18 protein-coding genes are annotated in these 20740 nt (G+C 47.8%); 11 read left to right on the forward strand and 7 right to left on the reverse strand.

All coding sequences use genetic code 11. From position 1 onward, the window contains the following. Positions 1-74: 74 nt before the first annotated feature. From ABIE27_RS22380 to ABIE27_RS22395, 4 genes are all read left to right on the forward strand, one after another. Positions 75-1472 (forward strand): L-cystine transporter, encoded by a 1398-nt coding sequence (locus ABIE27_RS22380; RefSeq protein WP_090918005.1) that lies wholly within the window; start codon positions 75-77, stop codon positions 1470-1472. Next, positions 1444-1608, forward strand: coding sequence for a hypothetical protein (locus ABIE27_RS22385; RefSeq protein WP_429351496.1), 165 nt, complete (start codon positions 1444-1446; stop codon positions 1606-1608). Before ABIE27_RS22380 ends, ABIE27_RS22385 begins: the two co-directional genes overlap by 29 nt. 247 nt (positions 1609-1855) lie before the next feature. Further along, complete coding sequence (locus tag ABIE27_RS22390) at positions 1856-2563, forward strand: queuosine precursor transporter (protein WP_123063346.1); 708 nt, start codon at positions 1856-1858, stop codon at positions 2561-2563. A gap of 233 nt (positions 2564-2796) precedes the next feature. Continuing rightward, the gene (locus ABIE27_RS22395) at positions 2797-3150 is read left to right on the forward strand and encodes a hypothetical protein (protein ID WP_429351497.1); all 354 of its coding nucleotides are present in this window, start codon (positions 2797-2799) and stop codon (positions 3148-3150) included. Positions 3151-3369: 219 nt separating this feature from the next. Here the strand turns inward: ABIE27_RS22395 and ABIE27_RS22400 are convergent, their stop codons facing one another. Next, entirely contained in the window at positions 3370-4458 is a 1089-nt protein-coding gene (locus ABIE27_RS22400; RefSeq protein WP_123063348.1) for a M24 family metallopeptidase, read from the reverse strand. Positions 4459-4983: 525 nt separating this feature from the next. Between ABIE27_RS22400 and ABIE27_RS22405 the strand changes: the two genes are divergently transcribed. After that, complete coding sequence (locus tag ABIE27_RS22405) at positions 4984-6192, forward strand: PQQ-dependent sugar dehydrogenase (RefSeq protein ID WP_429351498.1); 1209 nt, start codon at positions 4984-4986, stop codon at positions 6190-6192. 786 nt (positions 6193-6978) lie between these two features. Here ABIE27_RS22405 and ABIE27_RS22410 read toward each other — a convergent pair. Together ABIE27_RS22410 and ABIE27_RS22415 are read right to left on the reverse strand one after the other, a co-directional pair. Continuing rightward, positions 6979-7713, reverse strand: coding sequence for an MBL fold metallo-hydrolase (locus tag ABIE27_RS22410; RefSeq protein WP_123063350.1), 735 nt, complete (start codon positions 7711-7713; stop codon positions 6979-6981). Between the two features lie 184 nt (positions 7714-7897). After that, the gene (locus tag ABIE27_RS22415) at positions 7898-8452 is read right to left on the reverse strand and encodes a hypothetical protein (RefSeq protein WP_123063351.1); all 555 of its coding nucleotides are present in this window, start codon (positions 8450-8452) and stop codon (positions 7898-7900) included. A 160-nt stretch (positions 8453-8612) separates the two neighbouring features. Between ABIE27_RS22415 and ABIE27_RS22420 the strand changes: the two genes are divergently transcribed. Next, the gene (locus ABIE27_RS22420; protein ID WP_429351499.1) at positions 8613-9476 is read left to right on the forward strand and encodes an SDR family oxidoreductase; all 864 of its coding nucleotides are present in this window, start codon (positions 8613-8615) and stop codon (positions 9474-9476) included. A gap of 120 nt (positions 9477-9596) precedes the next feature. Here the strand turns inward: ABIE27_RS22420 and thrS are convergent, their stop codons facing one another. The 3 genes from thrS to ABIE27_RS22435 form a co-directional block, all read right to left on the reverse strand. Next, a complete protein-coding gene (gene thrS, locus ABIE27_RS22425; RefSeq protein WP_429351500.1) occupies positions 9597-11591 on the reverse strand; it encodes a threonine--tRNA ligase in 1995 nt (664 codons plus the stop codon). Between the two features lie 551 nt (positions 11592-12142). Then, positions 12143-13906, reverse strand: a complete 1764-nt coding sequence (locus tag ABIE27_RS22430; protein ID WP_429351501.1) for a sensor histidine kinase — start codon at positions 13904-13906, stop codon at positions 12143-12145. Next, entirely contained in the window at positions 13903-14673 is a 771-nt protein-coding gene (locus ABIE27_RS22435; RefSeq protein ID WP_429351502.1) for a response regulator transcription factor, read from the reverse strand. Before ABIE27_RS22435 ends, ABIE27_RS22430 begins: the two co-directional genes overlap by 4 nt. A gap of 221 nt (positions 14674-14894) precedes the next feature. Here ABIE27_RS22435 and ABIE27_RS22440 point away from each other — a divergent pair, with 221 nt between their 5' ends. Together ABIE27_RS22440 and ABIE27_RS22445 are read left to right on the forward strand one after the other, a co-directional pair. Continuing rightward, positions 14895-15947 carry a M23 family metallopeptidase gene (locus ABIE27_RS22440; protein WP_429351503.1) on the forward strand — a complete coding sequence of 351 codons (1053 nt, stop codon included), beginning with the start codon at positions 14895-14897 and terminating at the stop codon, positions 15945-15947. A gap of 396 nt (positions 15948-16343) precedes the next feature. Continuing rightward, positions 16344-16907 (forward strand): N-acetyltransferase family protein, encoded by a 564-nt coding sequence (locus ABIE27_RS22445; RefSeq protein ID WP_429351504.1) that lies wholly within the window; start codon positions 16344-16346, stop codon positions 16905-16907. A 47-nt stretch (positions 16908-16954) separates the two neighbouring features. On the opposite strand, the gene ABIE27_RS22450 is transcribed toward ABIE27_RS22445, so the two are convergent. Continuing rightward, positions 16955-17446 carry a DinB family protein gene (locus ABIE27_RS22450; protein ID WP_429351505.1) on the reverse strand — a complete coding sequence of 164 codons (492 nt, stop codon included), beginning with the start codon at positions 17444-17446 and terminating at the stop codon, positions 16955-16957. Between the two features lie 295 nt (positions 17447-17741). Between ABIE27_RS22450 and ABIE27_RS22455 the strand changes: the two genes are divergently transcribed. The 3 genes from ABIE27_RS22455 to ABIE27_RS22465 all read left to right on the forward strand — a co-directional run bounded on the left by ABIE27_RS22455 (position 17742) and on the right by ABIE27_RS22465 (position 20544). Next, entirely contained in the window at positions 17742-18161 is a 420-nt protein-coding gene (locus ABIE27_RS22455; RefSeq protein WP_429351506.1) for a hypothetical protein, read from the forward strand. Beyond that, positions 18158-19447, forward strand: coding sequence for an ammonium transporter (locus ABIE27_RS22460; RefSeq protein WP_123063360.1), 1290 nt, complete (start codon positions 18158-18160; stop codon positions 19445-19447). The genes ABIE27_RS22455 and ABIE27_RS22460 overlap by 4 nt, the downstream gene beginning before the upstream one ends. A gap of 146 nt (positions 19448-19593) precedes the next feature. Continuing rightward, on the forward strand, positions 19594-20544 hold the full coding sequence (locus ABIE27_RS22465) for a DUF1963 domain-containing protein (RefSeq protein WP_123063361.1): 951 nt from the start codon (positions 19594-19596) through the stop codon (positions 20542-20544). The last annotated feature ends 196 nt before the right edge of the window (positions 20545-20740 follow it).

Raw genomic sequence — 20740 nt, forward strand, 5'->3', positions numbered from 1 at the left:
ACATTTGGAGGCCAAATATAAATTAGAGAATCGGTTCAAAACCGATCATACATGTCTGAGGAGGAACAAAGGTAATGAATACATTTCTATTAATTGTGAATGTAGTGGTCATGCTGGCGCTGCTGGGTGTTCTCTACTGGATGCAAAAGAAACACATCTCGTTCACGAAACGTGTATTTGCGGGTCTAGGTATGGGTGTTGTGTATGGTGTTATTCTGCAATTGATCTACACATCGGGTTCGGATGTGATTACGAAGTCAGTCGATTGGTTTAACCTGGTCGGTTCAGGATATGTTCGTTTGCTGCAAATGGTAGTTATTCCACTCATCATGGTGTCGATTATCTCGGCGATCATGAATCTGAAGGGCAAGCAAAACCTGGGTAAGATGAGTTTCTCCATCATCGCTATTTTGCTAATTACAACAGCGATTGCTGCAGGAGTCAGCATTGCAACAAGTTTAGGCTTCAACCTGACTTCCATTGAGATTCAAGGCGGAGACCGGGAAACGGCTCAAATCCAGAAGGTGGAGGAACGTTTGGCTGATGTGAAGGATCAGACGATTCCACAGCAGGTGCTGGAGTTCATTCCTTCCAATCCATTTGCGGATATGACGGGTGAACGACGTACGTCTACACTGGCTGTCGTTATTTTCTCAGCCTTTATCGGCGTAGCTGTATTAGGATTGGATCGCAAAAAACCGCAGCAGGCGGAAACGTTCCGTGGTATGGTGAATGCCGTCTACGCAGTTGTGATGCGGATTGTCACGCTGGTACTGAGGCTTACGCCTTACGGTATTTTGGCGCTCATTACGAAAGTAACGGCGACCACAAATGCAGAGGAAATTTTGAAGCTTATCAAATTTGTCATTGCGTCTTACGTGGCGCTGGCGATTATGTTTGTCATCCATCTGATCATCATCTCCCTGTCCGGATTTAACCCGGTTACGTATGTGAAAAAAGTACTGCCAACGCTGGTATTTGCTTTCACTTCTCGTTCAAGTGCGGCAGCGATTCCGCTGAACGTGGAGACACAGACGAAGAAACTCGGCGTATCCGACGGGATTGCCAACCTGTCTGCAAGCTTTGGGGCTACGATTGGGCAAAACGGCTGCGCCGGTGTATATCCGGCCATGCTGGCGGTTATGATTGCTCCGACGGTCGGAATCGACCCGCTGAGCTGGGACTTCATCGTGACGTTGATCCTCGTAGTTATGATCAGTTCGTTTGGTGTGGCTGGCGTTGGCGGCGGGGCAACCTTCGCTTCCCTGATCGTATTGTCCACATTGAATTTGCCTGTGGCTCTGGTTGGACTGTTGATTTCCGTTGAGCCGTTGATTGACATGGGTCGTACTGCGCTAAACGTGAATGGGTCCATGACATCCGGACTGCTGACAAGTAAAATTTTGAAAGAAAACGATCGGGACACGTTTAACGATCAAAGCCGTGAGCTGGATTCTGCTGCTCACGCGTAAACCGGGCGAAGCTTATGCCGCACAGCTTGTGCACTTGGTGATGCAGCGTGCGCAGAGCGAGCTGCAAAAGAGTGGATGCAAGGCCGTCCTTCGGAGAACTTCCGGAGGGCGGCTTTTGCGTGTAGATTACACTTGAACGTGCAGATGGGGCACGAGTGGTGGGAGTCTTTTTTTCAATAGAGAAGGAGCTAGAGTCACGGTGGGGTATAGAGCGGGTGAGGATACTTGTATGTTGGGTTAACGTTGTTATGCAACGCTGGAGGGATTTAGTGCTGTTCAATGTTGCGGAAATGTGATAGAGTTATTCATGTTTTGGCGCTGGGCCAAACCGCGGTTCGTAACCATCCCGCGTAATCAAAACTAGGAAGGCAGTGTATGTATTCATGTTTAATTTGGTTTGGGGAGCGGTATTCGTTCTCGTAACGTACGGATTTTTTCTTCTATGTTATCGTCTGTTTGGCAAAAAAGGTCTGTATGCCTGGATCGGGGTAGCAACGGTCATTGCCAACATTCAGGTGACTAAGACGATAGACATTATGGGGATCGTCTTGACGCTGGGTAACACGATGTATGTCAGCATGTATCTGACCAGTGACCTTCTCAATGAGAAGTACGGGGCGGGTGAGGCACGGAAGGCGGTATGGTTTGGGTTTTTCACATTGATCATGACGACCGTTCTGATGCAGATGGTGTTGTTCTTTAATCCGGCACCGACTGATTTTGCGCAGGAATCCATGGAAAAATTATTTGGACTGTTGCCACGTCTGGCGCTTGGTAGTCTGTCTGCGTATTTTATCAGTCAGTTTCTGGATGTGCGTTTGTTCAGTTGGCTGCGTAAACTCGCACCAGGACGGAATCAGCTCTGGATTCGAACCAACGGCAGCTCGATTATCAGTTCCTTTGTGGATACGCTCGTATTCTGCACGGTTGCCTTTGTGTTTATCTATCCATGGGATGTGTGGCTGGAAATTTTCCTGACGACCTACCTGATCAAGTTTGTGCTGACTGCGGTCGGAACGCCGTTTTTGTATGCCGCGCGTAACTTTAAATTTGAAGATGAGGCGGATGAATCAAACAAGGCGTCGATATGAGTCGTGTATTGAACCAACAGTGAGCATAGATGAACACATAAATGAACGCATCAATGAACAAACAGTCTGAATAAGAAAATGATCGCTGACATTCGATGGTTTGAAATAGGATCGCCACTTAAAATCCCTCTGCGGAGCCAGTTGCAATATGGACTCTGCTGGGGGATAATTTATAGAGAATGTGTTTCCCGGTATTATACGTCTACGATTACATAAGATAAGGGGGATTGAGCATGTATTCCACACTGCGCTACAAACTGGAGAGCAACGGCACAACCTACGAGAATGAGAGTCTTAATGCCTCGGTATTTGTGGATTTGATTTCGGATCTGGAATTGCACGATTTTGTAGTTCTGCAACCGTCAGAACTGGTAGAAGGAAGTATGTATTTGCAGGCTGCTTCGCTTGAGGAACCAGGGAAAATGGTGGTAGAGACCCGTTTGCAGGAAGGTGAGAGCGGATTTAAGCATTACAGTTATACCACGGCAGATACAACGAAGGTGATTCAGTGGTTTTTGGATTACTGGGGGAAACAGGAACTTCCAAAGCTGGAGGACTGGCAGGATATAACCCATGAAATGGGCTAACGAAGATGGATTGAGCAGGTACTACAAAATGTAAGCCTTTTGTAGTAGCCCTCTAGTCGATACGAATCAGATCGCGATGCATGTGCGCTTAAATGGACGCTTGACGCATCGCAAGAATCAAAATCCCGCAAGCCATGTTGTCATGGGTTGCGGGATTTTTTGTATTAATCACGGTGTATTTATCGTGTTCTGCGGCTGCTTACTTGCTTACTTGCGGATTTAGTCCGTCAGGATTTGCAGTTCTTTGGGATACGTCGTGAGTACCTCTACACCTGTCTCGGTTACCAGTACATCGTCCTCAATACGCACGCCGCCTGCTGCGGTGTAAATACCTGGTTCAATGGTAAACACGGTTCCTGCGCGAAGCAGATCCATGTTCTCTCCATGTAGGGAAGGATACTCATGCACATCAATGCCGAGTCCATGCCCGACACGGTGCATAAAACGCTCGCCGTATCCTGCATCAATCGTCACTTGACGAGCAGCGCGGTCAACAGATGCACAGGTAATTCCCGGTTTAACTACCTGTATCGCGGCTTCGTTGGCGGCGAGTACGGTATTATAGATGGTTCGCAGTTCCGGTGAAATGTCTCCAAAAGCAAAAGTACGCGTAATGTCTGACGCATATCCTCCGGCGTACACACCCATATCAAACATAAGCAAATCCCCGTGCTGCAGTTTACGATCACCAGGCGTACCATGCGGCAGGCCTGTTTTGGGTCCGGTCAGCACCATTGTATCAAAGGAGGGACCGTCGGCTCCGAGTTTTTTCATCTGATATTCCATCTCAGCGACCAGCTCGATCTCCGTAACGCCTGCACGTACATGGGTGAGACCTTGGCGCAGTGTCTCTTCAATTAAATAGATGGCATGGCGAATACGAGCGACTTCATCTGGTGTTTTGTTCACGCGCAGTGCGCGCAGCAACGAACCGACATCTTCAAAGCTTGCACCGCCGAGAGCGGAGTTCAATTGCTCATAACGAGAGACGGTAACGTATTCTTTTTCCAAACCTACCCGGCCCAGTCGTCCTTGATATCGGTCAAACAGCGCGTAGGGATTATCCGTATCCGAATGTGTAGCAATGTTGGACACAGAAGAAGCTGCCGCTGCAGCATCCGCGTCCAGTGCAGGCACAATCAGCAACGGATCTTCACCGCGTGCCAGCATGAGGCCCATAAAACGTTCATGCGGATTGCTCGCATATCCCGTCAGATAATAAATATGTTTTGGATCTGTGATGAGCATGGCGTCGAGCCCTTGCTTGGACAGATCGGCTTCCAGTCTGGATAAAGGAGTTTGGTTCATATTAGATATATCCACCTTTCATATGTACGCTCTTTTTAATACACCGTGTTTGCTTAACACTATAGCGTCTGTTTCTTCTATTATAGAAGATGTTGAAAAAATTCTAAACTGGCGGCGAATTTTGAGCCAAGGAATTCCTGTTTTTACCGTTTAGACGAAGAGTGGCAAGGGTAATACAGGGCGAAACCGCTTTACATGTGGGACGTTGGCTGAAGGAATAGACGCATATATACTAGACATATAGAGACTTGCAACACAGATAAACGATACAGGAACACAACATGAGAGACAACACAGACACACGATACAGGCATACAACACGAGACGCAGCACAGACACACAACATAAACTTGCTTTACAGTCATATGACACAGAGACACAGACAAATCGGCAGGCAGACACATGAATCAAAGACTCACACATATGACGCGTCACGACTTCAGGCAACATACGAAAATGAGGGAGAGAAGCTGATCCACGTTTTATACTCAATTCAATGAAGCTGAAAGGGGAGTTTGATTCGTCATGAACAATCGATTAACTGTGCCGCTGTATGCCTCATTGCTTAGCATGGCTTTGTTAACCGCATCCTGTGCTCCCGGCACACCGACGTCAGATTCGCAACCATTGTCTCAAGGAGAGGGAGCTGGTCAAGGACAGACGGCAACAGAAGGCAATACTGAAACAGGCACCGGAGAGCGGGATGAGCAAGGGAGTGCGGTCGTTCCCTATCAAGCTTCTGTTCTGGTCGAGGGATTGAATGCACCTTGGGAGATGGTGAAGGTTGCCGATGGGCGGATGTTTGTGACTGAGCGCCCGGGCACGATTCGAGTCATTACGAATGGAAAACTGGAGTCTGAGCCGCTAATTGAATTCGAGGCACCTTTTAACGAAGAGGGCGAAGGCGGACTGCTCGGACTGGAGGCTGATCCTGACTTTGAGAGCAACGGTTATCTGTATGCCTACCACTCGTATCTGGACGGGAAAGATATTGCCAATCGCGTGCTGCGCCTGAAGGTGACGGATGGAAAAGCGGTAATCGACAAAGAATTGCTGACGGGCATTCCAGGCGGGGTGAATCACAACGGCGGAAGAATCAAGATCGGACCGGATCAGCTGCTGTATATCACCACAGGTGAGCGTTATGAACCGGAATTGGCACAGAACCGGGATAGCCTTGGTGGAAAAATATTGCGCATTGGTCTCGATGGGTCGATCCCTTCAGATAACCCTTGGCCGAATTCCCCCGTATACAGTATGGGACATCGTAACGCTCAAGGGCTGGCATGGAATCCGGATAACGGTTATCTCTATGCGACCGAACACGGTCAGCGCAATCATGACGAAATTAACCGGATTGTTGCCGGGGAGAATTATGGCTGGCCCGAAGTAGAGGGCGACGACGATGATAACGGAACCTATCAGGCTCCGCTGGCACATAGCGGGAATGATACTTGGGCGCCTTCGGGTGTAGCTTTCATTACGGAAGGCCCGTGGGCGGGTTCATTGGTGGCTGCGAATCTGAGAGGGGAGCAGCTCCTGCGGGTTATATTGTCCGAAGACGGTACGAAGGTCGAGCAGGTGGTCCCTTTTTTCGAAGATGAATGGGGTCGTATACGTAATGTCAGCGCCGGTGAAGACGGTAAACTGTATGTGCTAACGAACAATCGCGATGGCCGGGGCTCACCGCGTGACGGGGATGATAAGTTGATCGTGCTTACTCCGGAAGGATAGCGTTTATTTAGCTGGATTGGTTGGAAGATCGTTAGATCGGGGAAGTGAGAGTGCAGGTAGAGGGGGATTACAGAGTAAATGAGGAAACGTGCCTAATTAGGAGTTAAGGAGTTAAGGAGTAAAAGAGTAAAGGGGTTAGGCGTCCCAGGGGGGGACAGGAAAGGGTAGGGTAGGGTTTTGCAGACTACTAAACGCCGGGTGTAAGGGGAATGGCTCGGACTTAATTCTAACGATCACAGGCGAGCTTATTTTGCAGTTTTTGAGGGTTTGTGAATTTTAACGATCACCACAGACGTTATTTCGCTGAAAATGCGCATAATGGGGTGAAATCATCACGAATTGGAGTAAATAAGCTCTCTGGTGATCGTTAGAAAGTAAAACGTGGCGAATCGGGCCAAATAAGGCTTCTGGTGATCGTTAGAATTTTTGGCGGACTACGGCGTATTGAATAGGCAGAAGGTAAGTACTCAACCTCTGGGAGGTGGAGGGCTCCGCTCACTCGATATAGCTCTGCTCTGTTAATTGCAGCTGCATCCATCGATAAAATTCAAAAAAAGCTGTCCCCGCCAGTATACAGACGAAGGACAGCTTTTGAATTACAGGCAATATAGTTATGGAATTTACTTAGAGTTATTAGGGAAAGCACAAGCTAACTTAGAAAGCCTGTGTACCAATGTACACTGTGAGAAGGTTTTATGTGACTCAAATGCTACACATCGTGTCCTCCCAAATGATTATAAAGCTCTAGCCTCCACTGTGTCTCATGCACAAACTGTAATCTTACACCTAAGCTTCCGAATTCTCGGCAAGTTGCGCAATGCGCTTTGCAGGCTCTTTTGTATATTCTCCCCCATGGTAGCAGAGAACTTTATCTACGTTGAGGCCCGTCAATTTCTTCAGACTGCGCAGTGCTTCGGGCATGTCCGGCGTTGCTGGTGGAGCTGGGCCGACCAGTTCATCTTCGACGACTCGCAGTTCATCGGCAGCAAGCAGGAACTGTTGCTCGCTAAAATAAAAACACAGGTGGCCTGGCGTATGTCCTGGTGTATGAATCACCTGTGTTCCGCCTTGGAGCGGAAGGATGTCGCCGTCCGCAAGTGTTCTGCTGATGTTGATCTCAGGCAGCTGCATCAGCAATTGATCTGCTAGAGCAAGTACAGGAGCGGTCAGCATGGCACGGCGTTCCGGCGTGAATTTGATCAGAGGTTTTGCACCTGTCAAATAAGGAATTTCATCCGTATGAGCCCAGACTTCCAGGCCTGGAATAGCATCCAGCAGAGCACCCAGATTACCAATATGATCGATATCCTGATGCGTCACAATCACACGTTTAATGTCGGAGAGAGAGACGTCCAACTCTTCGAGTGTAGATTGTAATTCGTCAAATTGGCCAATCATGCCCGTATCTACTAATGTGTGTCCGTCCTCGTCACGAAGAAGCACAGGATGAATAGGGCTGTTGCCCGAAGGTGTTGGAATGTTGAGTGTTAGAACTGTGATGGATGGTATAGGTTGGCTCATAAAATATCCGGATATGTGTCCGGAGCACCTCCTTATAAGGTTGTGTTTTTAATAAGGGACAGTAAACTCAGCTTGTACCTTGTACCTTGTACCTTGTACCTTGTACCTTGTACCTTGTACCTTGTACCTTGTACCTTGTTCATTTTCCCATTATGCATTAAGCAACGTACAAGTAATCACTTACTTACTCCTTATTCTGAACGTTCAGTTCATAGCTCAGATGTTTTCTATATTTTTTCACCGCATGTAAAATCGTTTCGAACGTTTCTTCCTCGTTGCTGCCGTCTTTCACGATCGCTGCGAACGAGAAGTTCTCGTGAATCAGTCTGTTCCTTGTCTGGAACGCCTGATGGAGCGCTGCGCTGCATGGCTCTTTGCCGGATTTCAAAGCAATATGCTGCTTGCCCAGTTCGGCCTCCAGCATCTCCATGTTAGAGCGTGCCCGGTAAGCAGGAGTTTTCATGAGCTGGGTCGAATTAAACTTTTTCTGATACGTACGTTTGTAAAGCTGTAATAACATCTGTTCCATAATAGAGCATAACTCCATCGTTAGCGAAGCGTATCTCCGGTTTTTGCGTTTGCGGGTAAGCTCGCTTGACTGTTCTTCGTTCAGCCATTCGTATTCTTCATATATTGAGGAATCGTCATGGTTCAGAATATCGCGATATTCCTGTTCCAGCAGTTTGATCTCAAGCTTGGCGAGTTTCTTGACGTGTTTGAAATCCTCTTGGGTTAGCATACGACTTGTCCTCCCATGGGTACCGAGATGTGAATGGAGCACGATCTAATCATGAATGATGCTGATCAGGTGATCACTGTATTATCTCATATTCTGGATCATAATGCCTTAGCGTTAAAATAATTCACGGAACCTCCGGTTCAGAAGGGAAGGGCACCTCATGTCCATTCAGACAGCCATCGTTACAGGAGCCAACTCAGGGATGGGACTGGCCACTACCATTGAACTTGCCGAGCAAGGGTATCACGTCATTATGGCATGCCGCAGCGAAAAGAGAGGACAAGAGGCGCTTCAGCAAGCTTTACGCGAATCCGGCTCTACCAGTATCGAGCTGATGCTGTGTGATCTCGGTTCGCTGGACAGCATCCGCCAGTTTGCACAAAAGTACCGCGAGCGCTATGATCACCTGGACGTACTAGTGAATAATGCAGGCGTGGTGATGGTGAAGCGCAAAGAAACGTCGGATGGCTTCGAGCAAAGCATTGGCATTAATCACCTGGGTCACTTCCTGCTCACGTTGCTCCTCATTGAACCACTCAAATCTGCTAAACAGGGCCGAATTGTAAATGTGTCTTCTGGGGCGTACAAAGCCGGGAAAATTCATTTTGATGGTCCGCATTTGCGAAAAGGCTATAATCCGATCAAAAGTTACGCCCAATCCAAGCTGGCTAACGTATTTTTTACCCGGGCGCTTGCTCGTAAGCTCGCGGGAACTTCCGTTACGGCGAACTGTTTACATCCAGGTGCAGTAGGCACCAGCATCGGAGTGGATCGCAACACCGGATTTGGCACCCGCATCATGGCACTTGCAGCCAAGCTGCCGTTTTTCCTGACACCAGAGGAAGGGGCCCGGACAGCGATTTACTTGGCAACAAGTCCAGAAGTCACCGGGGTGACTGGGCGGTACTTCTATCAGCAGAAGGAGCAGCGTTTGAAAGACCATGCTTTGGATGATGCGGCCGCCCAGCAGTTATGGACGTGGAGCGAAGAACAGGTTGGTTTGCAGCCTGACGAAAGGTTATAACCCCTTATAACTGTCTGAGCAGCGTGAGCAGTCCTGAGTGCGCTTCGTGAAAAGGGAGGAAATCTTTACCATGCATCGCCTCCCTAAAAAGAATTGTATTACTCCATTCATTTTTCAGGATTAAATCTTATTCATCACCGCGTGCTGAAGCATCTGGACAAAAGCATCGATGTGCTGCATGCCTTGATCTCCCTGACCGTATGCACGGACAGAGGCGGATGAGGCATTTTTCTCTTGTTCGCCAAGTACAAGCGAATAAGGGACTTTTTCCATCTGTGCTTCACGAATCTTGTAACCAAGCTTCTCATTACGTAAATCGGTTTCTACACGGATACCTGCTGCCCGTAGTTTACTTTGCACTTCAAGTGCATAGTCGGCATAATGATCCGATACGGGAATCAGCTTGACCTGTACAGGAGCCAGCCAGAGTGGAAACGCACCTGCATAGTGCTCAGTCAAAATGCCGATGAAACGGTCAATCGAGCCATAAATAGCTCTATGAATGACGACTGGACGGTGTCTCAGACCGCCTTCACCGATATAAGTAAGATCGAATTTCTCCGGCATCTGAAAATCAAGCTGGATCGTTCCGCACTGCCAGCTTCGCTTCAGCGCATCAAGAATGTGAAAGTCAATCTTCGGCCCGTAAAAGGCGCCGTCGCCTTCGTTAATTCGATACTCGACACCGCGTGCATCTAACACATTGCGTAACGCCTGTTCCGCCTGATCCCATAATTCTTCTGAGCCCATGGAATCCTCGGGGCGTGTGGAGAGCTCGATTTTATAATCGAATCCAAAAATGTCGTACATCCGCCCAATCAGGGAGATCGCCCGATTGATCTCGTCTTCGATCTGTTCAGGCATCACATAGAGATGGGCATCGTCCTGACAGAACGTCCGCACCCGCATCATGCCATTTAGGGCTCCTGAGAATTCATGACGGTGAACCTGACCAAATTCCATCATGCGAATCGGCAATTCGCGATAGGAATGCAGTGTGTTTTTGAAAATTAGCATATGTCCGGGGCAGTTCATCGGCTTTAAGGCAAATGTAGCGTCATCCACATCCGCAAAGTACATGTTGTCCTTGTAGTGCTCCCAGTGACCCGACTGTTCCCACAGGCGGTTGTTCATCATCAGCGGAGTTCGAACCTCCTGATATCCTTCCTGAAGCTGCAACTCCCGTGAAAATTGCTCCAACGCTGTACGAACAGTCATACCTTTGGGCAGATAGAAGGGCATGCCGGGGGCTTCCTCAGAGAACATAAACAGCTCCAGCTCTTTGCCGAGCTTGCGGTGATCCCGCTTTTTCGCCTCTTCCAGCATGTGAAGGTGTTCTTGCAACTGGGCTTTGTTCGGAAAAGCAGTGCCATAGATGCGCTGCATCATTTTGTTGTCGGAATTTCCGCGCCAGTAGGCACCAGCGACATTCAGCAGTTTAAATGCTTTGATCCGGCCAGTGGATGGGAGATGAGGCCCGCGGCACAAGTCGAAAAACTCACCCTGCTCATAGATTGAAAGTTCAGCGTCTTCTGGCAAATCACGAATAAGTTCCAGCTTGTAAGGGTCATGGATGGCTTCGAATCGCTCCAAGGCTTGCATCCGACTAACCACCTTGCGGCGGATGGGCCAATTTTCTTGAATAATCTTGTTCATTTCCCGCTCGATAGCTTCTAGATCACTGATGGAGAGGGGCTGCTCCAGATCAACATCATAGTAAAATCCATCTTCAATGACCGGGCCGATGCCCAGCTTCACGTGGTCTGCGCCATACAAACGTTTCAGTGCCTGCGCGAGCACATGTGCTGTGCTGTGACGATATCGGTGCAGACCTTCCTCGCTATCCTGTGAGACAATGATGAGTTCGCAGTTCTGCTCAAGCTTTTCGCTCAGATCGACATTCTGGCCATTCACGATCCCGCCGATCGCCTGTTTGCCAAGACTTGTGCTGATCGAAGAGGCAACTTCGCCGACAGTGATGCCTGCTTTGTAACTACGTACAGCACCGCCTTGCAACTGGACTTCAATCTTTTCAATCGACGATTCCGCTGCTGCTGCGTGCTGATCACCCAAGGATAAATGCTCGCTTGCATACTCCCGTTTTTCTTGACTCATGTGAACCACTCTCCCATATTTTTGTGTTGGAAGCGCAAAAAACACCCGTCCCGGAGAAGGGACGAGTGCGCTTGGCTCGTGGTTCCACCCTAATTTGGTTATGCTGCATTCTGCTCTCGGCCAGCCGCCGCAAACAGAACCCAACATAACCCTCATTGGAATCCGTTAACGGGGATCAGGCGGTGAACTCTACTGACCGTATATGTAACCATCTTGCGAGATCATCGATTGAAATAAACTATTGAGATGATCTGCGCGTTATCTGTACATCTTCGGAGGTTCGAGACCACGGCTACAGAGGGGTAACTTGGATTCGTTCGCTGAAGAAGGTTTCACCAATCCCTTCTCTCTCTGGGCAGCACGCAATCCAAATCATGTCTCTGGTCATCGCTAAATATGAAGGATGCAACGAACTGAATTACACAGGGATACTTCAGATCGGTTAATCCTGTAGTGTGCAAAATTTAATGCAACAATTGGAACAGGTGTTACTTGAGAGTCGATTATATAGACTGAAAATGGAAAGGTCAAGTGGAATGTTCGAATGCGGGCTAGCCCATTTCTTTTGTATTTTGCATCCAGATCAATCGAATCGTCGTTCCTTCGCCAGGTGTAGATGACACTTCAATTCGGCCTTTCATTGCCTCGATTAAACCTCTCGTAACCGCCATGCCAAGTCCTGATCCCACATCACTCGTTCCCGTATCTGTACCTCGGTAATAGCGTTCAAATAGCTTCCACACGGTCTCGGGACTCATGCCTCGTCCATTATCGGCAAACTCGATTGTAAATTCACCGTCACGTTCACCAACAGTCACACGAACAACCAGACCAGAGTCGGGCGGATTGTGCAGCAGAGCATTAGCAGTGAGATTATCTACAATCCGTTCAAAAGAAGGAACGTGTACTAGCCCATAGATAGGTGCGTCTGCAGATTGGAAAACAATACGTCCTTCACCGTACGCAGGGTTGCACTCGGCTCGCTGCACGAGATCACGAAGTAGCGTATTTACGTCAGTTCGTTCAACCTCAGGTTGATATCCTCCACTCCGCAGCCGATAGGTCATCGCAAGATCATTCACAAGTCTGTCCATATACATGGATTTGTCTATTATGATGCCTGCGAATTCTCGAACTTCTTCAGCCGTCCAGGTGTATTTGTCCGTTTCCAGCATATGCGCGTATCCCTGAATGGAGGAAAGAGGTGTCTTGAGGTCATGCGTGATGCCAGCAATCCATTCCTCTCGAAGGGAATCCGTTTGTTTCCGTAGTTCCTCATCCTGCTTGAGTGTATGGGACAACGCTTGCATGGAGTGAAGCACGTCACCATACACTTGGTATTTGCGTTTCCATTTTCCATTGCGACGTTGGCTCCGCGGAATACCTGATGCCCCTGCCGGTTCCTCATACTTCCCTTGTTCCAGACGTTGCAACCACTGAAGCATGTGCAGCATCGGAGCGCCGAATCGATTAGCGTACCATAAAGCGAGTAAAATCAGTAGCGCAACGATGGATAAGATCAAGACGATGAGCGCCGGTTCAAGAATAAAAGCGTATGGATTCTGTTTCTCAACGACAGTTGAGTCAATCCGTACACTTACCATCCAGGTCGTTTCGTTTTGGTTATCGTACCATGTGGCGACCGATATACCTGAACGATTCGGGTAACGAACCTGGAGAACGAGATCCTGAATACTGTACTGGCTGGGCACGCCTACGACCGGTTTGTTATAAGAGTCGATTTCCTTTCCATAGGGATTAAGTATCTGAATGTAGCCATCTGCTTTGCGAATCGTTTCTTGCTCCGCGGGTTTCACAATCAGTTTGCCGCCCTCATACGACAGCTTTGGACGGATTTCATCAAGTAAGGATTTGGCCGCATTTCGCTCTCCGTATAATAACGTGAAATTTTTCCCGTCCTTTTCCCGGATCAGCATGGATAGCTGGTAGGGGAACGGTTTATTAGCTTCCCAGTAGGCGATCAATTCTCCTGGTTTGTAGTGGTCTGGTACATCGGAAGGGACATGATAATCGTCGATGACATAGCCCTTTTCATCCAGAACCTGAAGCCAGCCATGATTTTTATCCACCTGCTTGAGCAGATCGGGATCGTATCGTATGGTGTTGTCCGGCATGATCTCCGCTGAATTAATGAGCTGATCCAATCCGTTAATTGCAAAGTCATCTACAATATTCACTTCATTCACTTTTTGCAAAACCCAGATGGTAGCAAGTGATCCTAACAAAATAATCAGAATGACCGTGCCAGTGAGCATACCGATGAAGCGAGTCAATAACTTGCGGCGAATACTCATGTCCGTGACAGGTTACTAGGCAGGATCAGTTTGTACCCCAAACCGCGCACGTTAACAAGAAAAGCCGGATTGGAAGGGTCTTCTTCAATGCGTTCCCGAATGCGATGGATGTGCACCATAACCGTGTTGTCGTCGCTGATGGCTTCTGAGCCCCACACCCGTTCATACAGTTCAGATTTGGTGAAGATTCGGTTTGGATGTTTGCAGAAGAATAGAAGCAGCTGGAACACCAGTGCCGGACAGGTTACAGCCTGTCCTTGAACACGCAGCTCCCCAGCCAGTTCAAACACTTGAAATCGTCCAAAATCATAAATGCCTTGCGATAGGTCGGCAGATGACGTATTTGCGTGTAATGAAATGCTTTGTTGTTGCTGCCAAACCGCTGTCGCTTTGGAAGGTAAATAGCGATTCAGAAGTGATTTGATTCTTGCAACAACTTCCAGCGGGTTGAACGGTTTAACGACATAATCATCGCCGCCAACGGCAAATCCGGTCAGTTTGTCATAGTCCGTTGTTTTGGCGGTTAGGAACAGAATAGGGGCATCTGTGACCTGGCGTAGAAAGGGACAGATTTCCAAGCCGCTTTTCCCTGGAAGCATAATATCAAGCACGATACAATGATACGTTTTGTTGCTGCATGCTTCGAGCGCTGCTTCACCTGTAGTGACCGTATCAATGTCGAGAAATTGTTCTTTGAGCAGTACGGTTTTGAGCATATGTAAAATCGCTTGTTCATCATCAACAAGCAGTATTGAGACATGATCCATATGTAATGCTAACCTCCTCTTTACTCTCTTTCTTGGTATATTGCCCATCATAACATTCTTGAGACCGATTGGAAGATAGGTTGCCTTAACAGAAGCTTAATTATAAAGCTTGGGTAGGGCCATAAGTTTAACTAGATGTAAGTGAAGGTTAGACAAACCATAAGACTCATGATGTACATTTGAGGTAAGCAAGAAAAGATAAACAGAAAGGGTGTTGAATGATGAATAGGAAATGGAAACTACTGCTTCTAACCGTGACAGCATTTGCCGTACTCTCTGCTTGTACAAGCAACAAAATTACCTCCGACGAAGCAAAGCAGGCTGAGAAGCAAGCTACAGAACAGGTGAAGGATCAAAAGGATAACGGTGACACTTCAAGCAAAGAACAAAATGATGGTTCGACAGATCAACAGGTAACACCGGATAATCTCTTGGATACATTGACGAATGGTTCCAAAGAAGCGATTTATAATCAGTTTACTCCTGACATGAAGCAAGTTGTTTCCTTGGAAGATTTCAAGGCGTCTGCTGACAGCTTTTTGATAGGAGTGAAGTCGTGGAAGCAGGTGGTGGATGCTGAGATCAATGGTTTGACTGAACATGCGTGGACAGACGATACAGGAACCAAAGGGATCGTCGCCAATTTTACAGAAGATCATCAGATTGCCGGATTAAGGATTACTCCACTGGAACCACATCCCGATACAGATAACAAGCTGACCAAGACCGAATTTCAGTTCCCGATGAAAGGAGAGATGTATGTCTTCTGGGGAGGTCATAGTGTTCTGGAAAATTATCATTACGAGCATGAAACACAGCGCTATGCACTCGATATTGTTCAGACGAAAGACGGGGCGAGTTATCAGGGAGATGCCAAGGATAATGCCAACTATTATGCGTTTGGTCAGCCGCTCTATGCTGCCGCGGATGGTACGGTAGTGGAGATCAAAAACGATATTGAGGATAATGTGCCTGGCGTGATGAATCCGGAAAAGCCAGCAGGTAATTATGTGGTTATCGATCATGGCAATAAAGAATACAGTATTACGGGGCACATCAAAAAAGGCAGTGTAGCGGTGAAAAAAGGAGATAAAGTCAAGCAGGGGGATCGCATCGGTGATCTGGGTAATTCGGGCAACTCCAGTGAAGCTCACTTGCACTTCCAGGTATCCGATGGTCCAGACCTGTTCACGTCACGTTCACTCAATATTCGCTGGGCCGATCAGAGCCAGGAGTTGACACGGGGCAATACCGTTCAGGGACTGCCAGAGTAAGCAGGTCAGGCGAAAAACATTTTATTGATAATACTTGTTGTCGCGGTATGGGTATAACATGCTGTACGCCAGCTTCCATTTTCCATTATAATAGCCTCTATAATTAATTATAGCCTTGAACTTGGTTGTGAATGAGATTAGAGCTGGATAAGGTGAAAATTTTATTTACACTTTAACGGAGAGGACAGAAAAAACCTGAAAAAGCGAAGCTAAAAGCTTTCTGCAAGAAAGCTACATCGGAAGCATAAGCTTAGCGCCTTTATCACCGGATTTTTCCCTTTGGAAAAGGAGATCAAAAAAATCTGGGGATAACAGCGATTGAAAGGTTATTCTGTCATCGGAGTGGACTGTGTAAATTCTTAGTTCAACTTATAGAGGTCAATGGAGGAATAGGGAATGACGCTGGAAAAGGTACAGATCGAATATGCATGTCTCGAAGACTTGCCGAGAATTGTGGAGATCTATAATTCAACCATCGAGAGCCGCATGGTCACGGCGGATTTGGAACCGGTGACGGTAGAGCAACGCTTGCCATGGTTCAACGAGCATACACCGGATCGTCGTCCGCTGTGGGTAATGAAACGGGATGGACAGGTTGTCGCATGGGCTAGTCTGAGTTCGTTTTATGGGCGCCCGGCATACAATGGGACGGTAGAAGTCAGCGTATACGTCGATCAGCAGTGCCGTGGAATTGGGGCCGGTGGGTTGATGCTGAATACAGTATTCGAGGCTTGTCCTGAGCTGGGAATCACGACGATTCTAGGATTTGTATTCGGGCATAACGAGCCGAGCCTGGGGTTATTGCGCAAGCATGGCTTCGAACAGTGGGGATTTTATCCTGAAGTGGCGGTGCTGGATGGCGTGGATCGGGATCTTGTGATTCTGGGGAAAAAGTTGGAGCAGTCACCGCCTGAAAGAGGCGCAGATTTAAATAAAGAAAAACCTCCTTATCCACTATAAGTGGATAAGGAGGTTTTTTGCTTATTTTACAAACCAGGAGAACCCATTTACAGTCCCAGTAGCTGTTTGATCTCTCGAATCTGTCCCAGATGACGTTCCTCGTGGTAGCTTGTAAAATCGATCCATTGTGCCAGATCCAATTCACCGAATGCCGGGTGAGGGAACGACTTACTACGTAACAGGGCAACATCATGCTCGCGTGCAAACTGTTCCAGTGCTTGATGGGACTCAGCCAGATCCCTACGAATATCCGCAAGTCTCTCAGGCTCAGTTGGTGGTTGCACATGAGGAGGGGCTTCGACAGATCTGCTGCGGTCCAGAGACATTTCATAAGGCTTTTTCTCAATGGACACATTCTGTTCTTTTTCCACTGCAAGACGAGCTTGCTTGGTGATTACATTTTCCATCAGATTCAAGTGCCGTAACACTTGCATAATGCTCCACTGTTCCGGGGAAGGTTTCCGGTTCAATTGATCTTCATCTAACCCAGAGATAGCCTCCCAGATTTGGTTACGTATTTCGTCATTACGTTCAAACATCATAAACATCCTCTCTTTAGGTTTATTACAATAACATTACTATTTCTATATGTCCAACCGAACATATAAAACCCTGTATAACCAGCATAAAACACAAAATGAGCAAATGCGAACTTCACATACATTATCCCTTGTTAGGTGAATTTGTGGAGAAAATAAAAAAACATACCCTTAAATTGGGTATGCTGAATTGTATACAACGGCTTCCATAAAACGAAAAAAAGATTGACGGGCACACCCCGGCAAACTATAATCGGTAACAAGTAACTTGATATGTAAGGAGTCCTGACATGATATGTTAGTAATCGACGAGGTGTATCACCATACAGCATTGCAAATATCATCGTCCGATCTATTGTACCTTATCGAACGGTTGAAGGTCAAAAAAGAAAATGAGATCGAAACGCTCAAGCAGAAGATTGAACAGTTTGAACAAAAACGACGAGCTGAGGAAGTGGCTTATCAGTCGCTGTCTCCTGTTCGCAAATGGTTTGCGGGACGTCCAGCTTCTCATCACCAAGCGGTGGAATATATGGTTCAGGTGAAGGAACGATTCCGCAAAATGGAGCAGATTCGCAGGCGTATCCGTGACCTTGATCTGATCATGGAACGTATTCAGCTCGCTAGTCATAACCGGCAGGAAGAGATTGAGCTCTCGCCTGAAACGATCCGCGAGATCAGACAGCTTAGTGAAACGGAGGATGTACAGGCATGACTTTGGAAACGTTAAGCTCCGGAATCGACACGGTCTGGGTTGTTCTCAGCGCAGCGATGATTTTGTTGATGGAGGGCGGATTCGCCTTGCTGGAGGCTGGTTTTGTACGTTATAAAAATAGTGTGAATATCATCATGAAAGTATTTGCGGATATTACGATTGGTACGTTATTGTTTTATGCGATTGGTTTTGGCTTGATGTATGGTTCGGATGCAGGAGGGTTTATAGGAGTGACAGGTTTTTTCCTGAACGGTGATCTCTCTCATCTGAACGTGCCGGTATCCCTGGAGACGTTTTGGCTATTCCAAGCCGCGTTCACGATTGCCGTCATTTCAATCGTATCCGGTGCGGTAGCCGAACGGATCAATTTCCGTGCATACCTGCTGTATATCATCCTGATGACGGCGATTATATACCCGATTGGCGGACACTGGGCTTGGGGTGGCGGCTGGCTCAGTCAGCTGGGCATGCAGGATTTTGCAGGTTCAGCTGTGATTCACGCACTGGGTGGTTTCTCTGCACTGGCGGCGGCTATTATCATCGGGCCACGTAAAGGGAAATACACACCGCTTGGTGTAAGTGCAATTGCACTGCCAAGCAATCTGCCGCTGGCATCGGTAGGTGCCTTCCTGTTATGGTTCGGTTGGTTTGGATTTAATGCAGGAAGTACATTGAGTGCAACTGATGTCAGAATCGGTCACATCGCCATCGTTACGATGCTGTCCGCGGCTGCGGGTGGTGCGGCTACGTTGCTCTATACCTTGTTCCGCTTTAATCGTTCCGATGCACCGTCTGTCATTAATGGTTCACTAGCTGGACTGGTAGGCATCACAGCAGGCTGTGCATTTGTAGGTGATCTGGCAGCGATATTCATCGGCGCTGTCTCCGGTCTGTTGATGATGGCTGCTACGAACTGGCTGGATCGCATGCGCATTGATGATCCGGTAGGTGCATTTCCGGTTCATGCCGTTTCGGGAATGTGGGGGACTGTTGCTGTAGGTCTGTTTGCTACGGACGGAGGATTGTTCATGGGCGGCGGCTGGAAGCTGCTTGGCGTTCAGGTGCTGGGTCTGACTGCGTTGGTCGCCTGGGGATTCGCCATGACCTGGTTCGGACTGAAGCTCATTGGCAAAGTGGTTCCTGTCCGTTCAACCGAGGAAGAGGAAGACCTTGGTCTGGACATCAGTTATCATGGGGTGATGGCTGCGCACCAGTCGCATGAATTTCTGGATGGTGAGGAGCATATGATTGCTTATCAACAGAAGTCTTCTGATTCAAATCGATAACAAAAGTATATGAAAAGATAGGGGCTGACGAAGGTCAGCCTCTTTTTTACACAGAAAGCAGGGAAAAAAGACAAGGCGGAAGAATATACAGGTGTGAACGTGAATAAGTCTCAGCATAGGTGTAACGTCAAAAAGGGAGGATCTATATGATTAAGCCGGAACAATGTGAACGTCTGACTAGAAAAGCACGCAAAACCCTCGAAGAAGAATACGGTCTCGGTGCTGTTGCCGATCTGGTGCTGGATGCTGGGCGCTGGGGTATTCGCCTGGATGTGTCCACAACGGATGAATATCGCAGAACAGGAAATTCGCGTGTTGGCGGACATCCTGATCTGCCAGAAGATCTGGACTGGCCGCTTACGGAGGACGGGGTGCCAATGACTTTTCTGGCCCAGCTGAATATGGTGGATTTGTCTCCGTATACACCGAATGACGGGCGCGGAACGTTGCCGGAGCGGGGCATGTTGTACTTTTTTATTGGCAGTGTGGATGCAGCTTATCCGATTGAACATCGAGTGATCTACGAACCGTCTACATATAATCTTGTAAAACGCGAACCTGACGGGGCTACCGCTCTGGGGGGAGAGCCTACGATAGCGCATTCGGTTACCGTCTTGCCTAACCTTGAGCTTCCTACCTATGCTTACATAGATGCTGCGGCGTTGGCTGAACAGGGGAATACTTCAGAGGCAGTTCGCGATGAAGAGGGAGCTCTGGAAGGCCGCTGGCTTGACCGTTATCTGGAATTCGAATCCGACTGGAATCACCCAAGCCCGCTGAATTGGGGCGGCATGTTTGGTTACCCCGATGGGCAGCATCCTGATGCAGAACATCAGGCTTTGAGTTATATTGAGCTGGGTGAGGCATACGGCGGCAGTGAGCAGGAATGTGTGAAGAAGCTGACGGCGCATTACGATGGGGATGAAGAGCGTGCGTGGGAAGAATTATCCGACACACTGCTGCTCTTGAAAATAGATACGCATGATGCAATCGGTTTTCAGTGGCTGGATTGCGGTGAATTACAGTTTTTCATTCGAGGGGCTGACCTGGAGGCCGAGCAATTTGATCGTACATGTTGTTCTATTTACTCCAGTTAAGTTATAGTTCATTTTTATACACAGTCGAGTGTCATCCCATAAATTAGGAGAATAATTATTCAATAGTTGTAACAAAATGTCCTGAATCCTCGTTTATAAGAGGAGGAGGGACTTTTTTTGAGCGCATATGTTAATCAGAGGCGCCAGCGTGTTTAAATAGTTAAAGGAAGTACATAGGTTGAAATGAGATCATACG

It is taken from the genome of Paenibacillus sp. 4624 (assembly GCF_050435065.1).
In the GTDB taxonomy this organism is placed as follows: Bacteria; Bacillota; Bacilli; order Paenibacillales; family Paenibacillaceae; genus Paenibacillus; species Paenibacillus amylolyticus_D.

Coding starts and splice junctions, on each gene's coding strand:
- ABIE27_RS22380 (WP_090918005.1), top strand. CDS start 75: ATGAATACATTTCTATTAATTGTGAATGTAGTGGTCATGCTGGCGCTG.
- ABIE27_RS22390 (WP_123063346.1), top strand. CDS start 1,856: ATGTTTAATTTGGTTTGGGGAGCGGTATTCGTTCTCGTAACGTACGGA.
- ABIE27_RS22395 (WP_429351497.1), top strand. CDS start 2,797: ATGTATTCCACACTGCGCTACAAACTGGAGAGCAACGGCACAACCTAC.
- ABIE27_RS22400 (WP_123063348.1), bottom strand. CDS start 4,458: ATGAACCAAACTCCTTTATCCAGACTGGAAGCCGATCTGTCCAAGCAA.
- ABIE27_RS22405 (WP_429351498.1), top strand. CDS start 4,984: ATGAACAATCGATTAACTGTGCCGCTGTATGCCTCATTGCTTAGCATG.
- ABIE27_RS22410 (WP_123063350.1), bottom strand. CDS start 7,713: ATGAGCCAACCTATACCATCCATCACAGTTCTAACACTCAACATTCCA.
- ABIE27_RS22415 (WP_123063351.1), bottom strand. CDS start 8,452: ATGCTAACCCAAGAGGATTTCAAACACGTCAAGAAACTCGCCAAGCTT.
- ABIE27_RS22420 (WP_429351499.1), top strand. CDS start 8,613: ATGTCCATTCAGACAGCCATCGTTACAGGAGCCAACTCAGGGATGGGA.
- thrS (WP_429351500.1), bottom strand. CDS start 11,591: ATGAGTCAAGAAAAACGGGAGTATGCAAGCGAGCATTTATCCTTGGGT.
- ABIE27_RS22430 (WP_429351501.1), bottom strand. CDS start 13,906: ATGAGTATTCGCCGCAAGTTATTGACTCGCTTCATCGGTATGCTCACT.
- ABIE27_RS22435 (WP_429351502.1), bottom strand. CDS start 14,673: ATGGATCATGTCTCAATACTGCTTGTTGATGATGAACAAGCGATTTTA.
- ABIE27_RS22440 (WP_429351503.1), top strand. CDS start 14,895: ATGAATAGGAAATGGAAACTACTGCTTCTAACCGTGACAGCATTTGCC.
- ABIE27_RS22445 (WP_429351504.1), top strand. CDS start 16,344: ATGACGCTGGAAAAGGTACAGATCGAATATGCATGTCTCGAAGACTTG.
- ABIE27_RS22450 (WP_429351505.1), bottom strand. CDS start 17,446: ATGTTTGAACGTAATGACGAAATACGTAACCAAATCTGGGAGGCTATC.
- ABIE27_RS22455 (WP_429351506.1), top strand. CDS start 17,742: ATGTTAGTAATCGACGAGGTGTATCACCATACAGCATTGCAAATATCA.
- ABIE27_RS22460 (WP_123063360.1), top strand. CDS start 18,158: ATGACTTTGGAAACGTTAAGCTCCGGAATCGACACGGTCTGGGTTGTT.
- ABIE27_RS22465 (WP_123063361.1), top strand. CDS start 19,594: ATGATTAAGCCGGAACAATGTGAACGTCTGACTAGAAAAGCACGCAAA.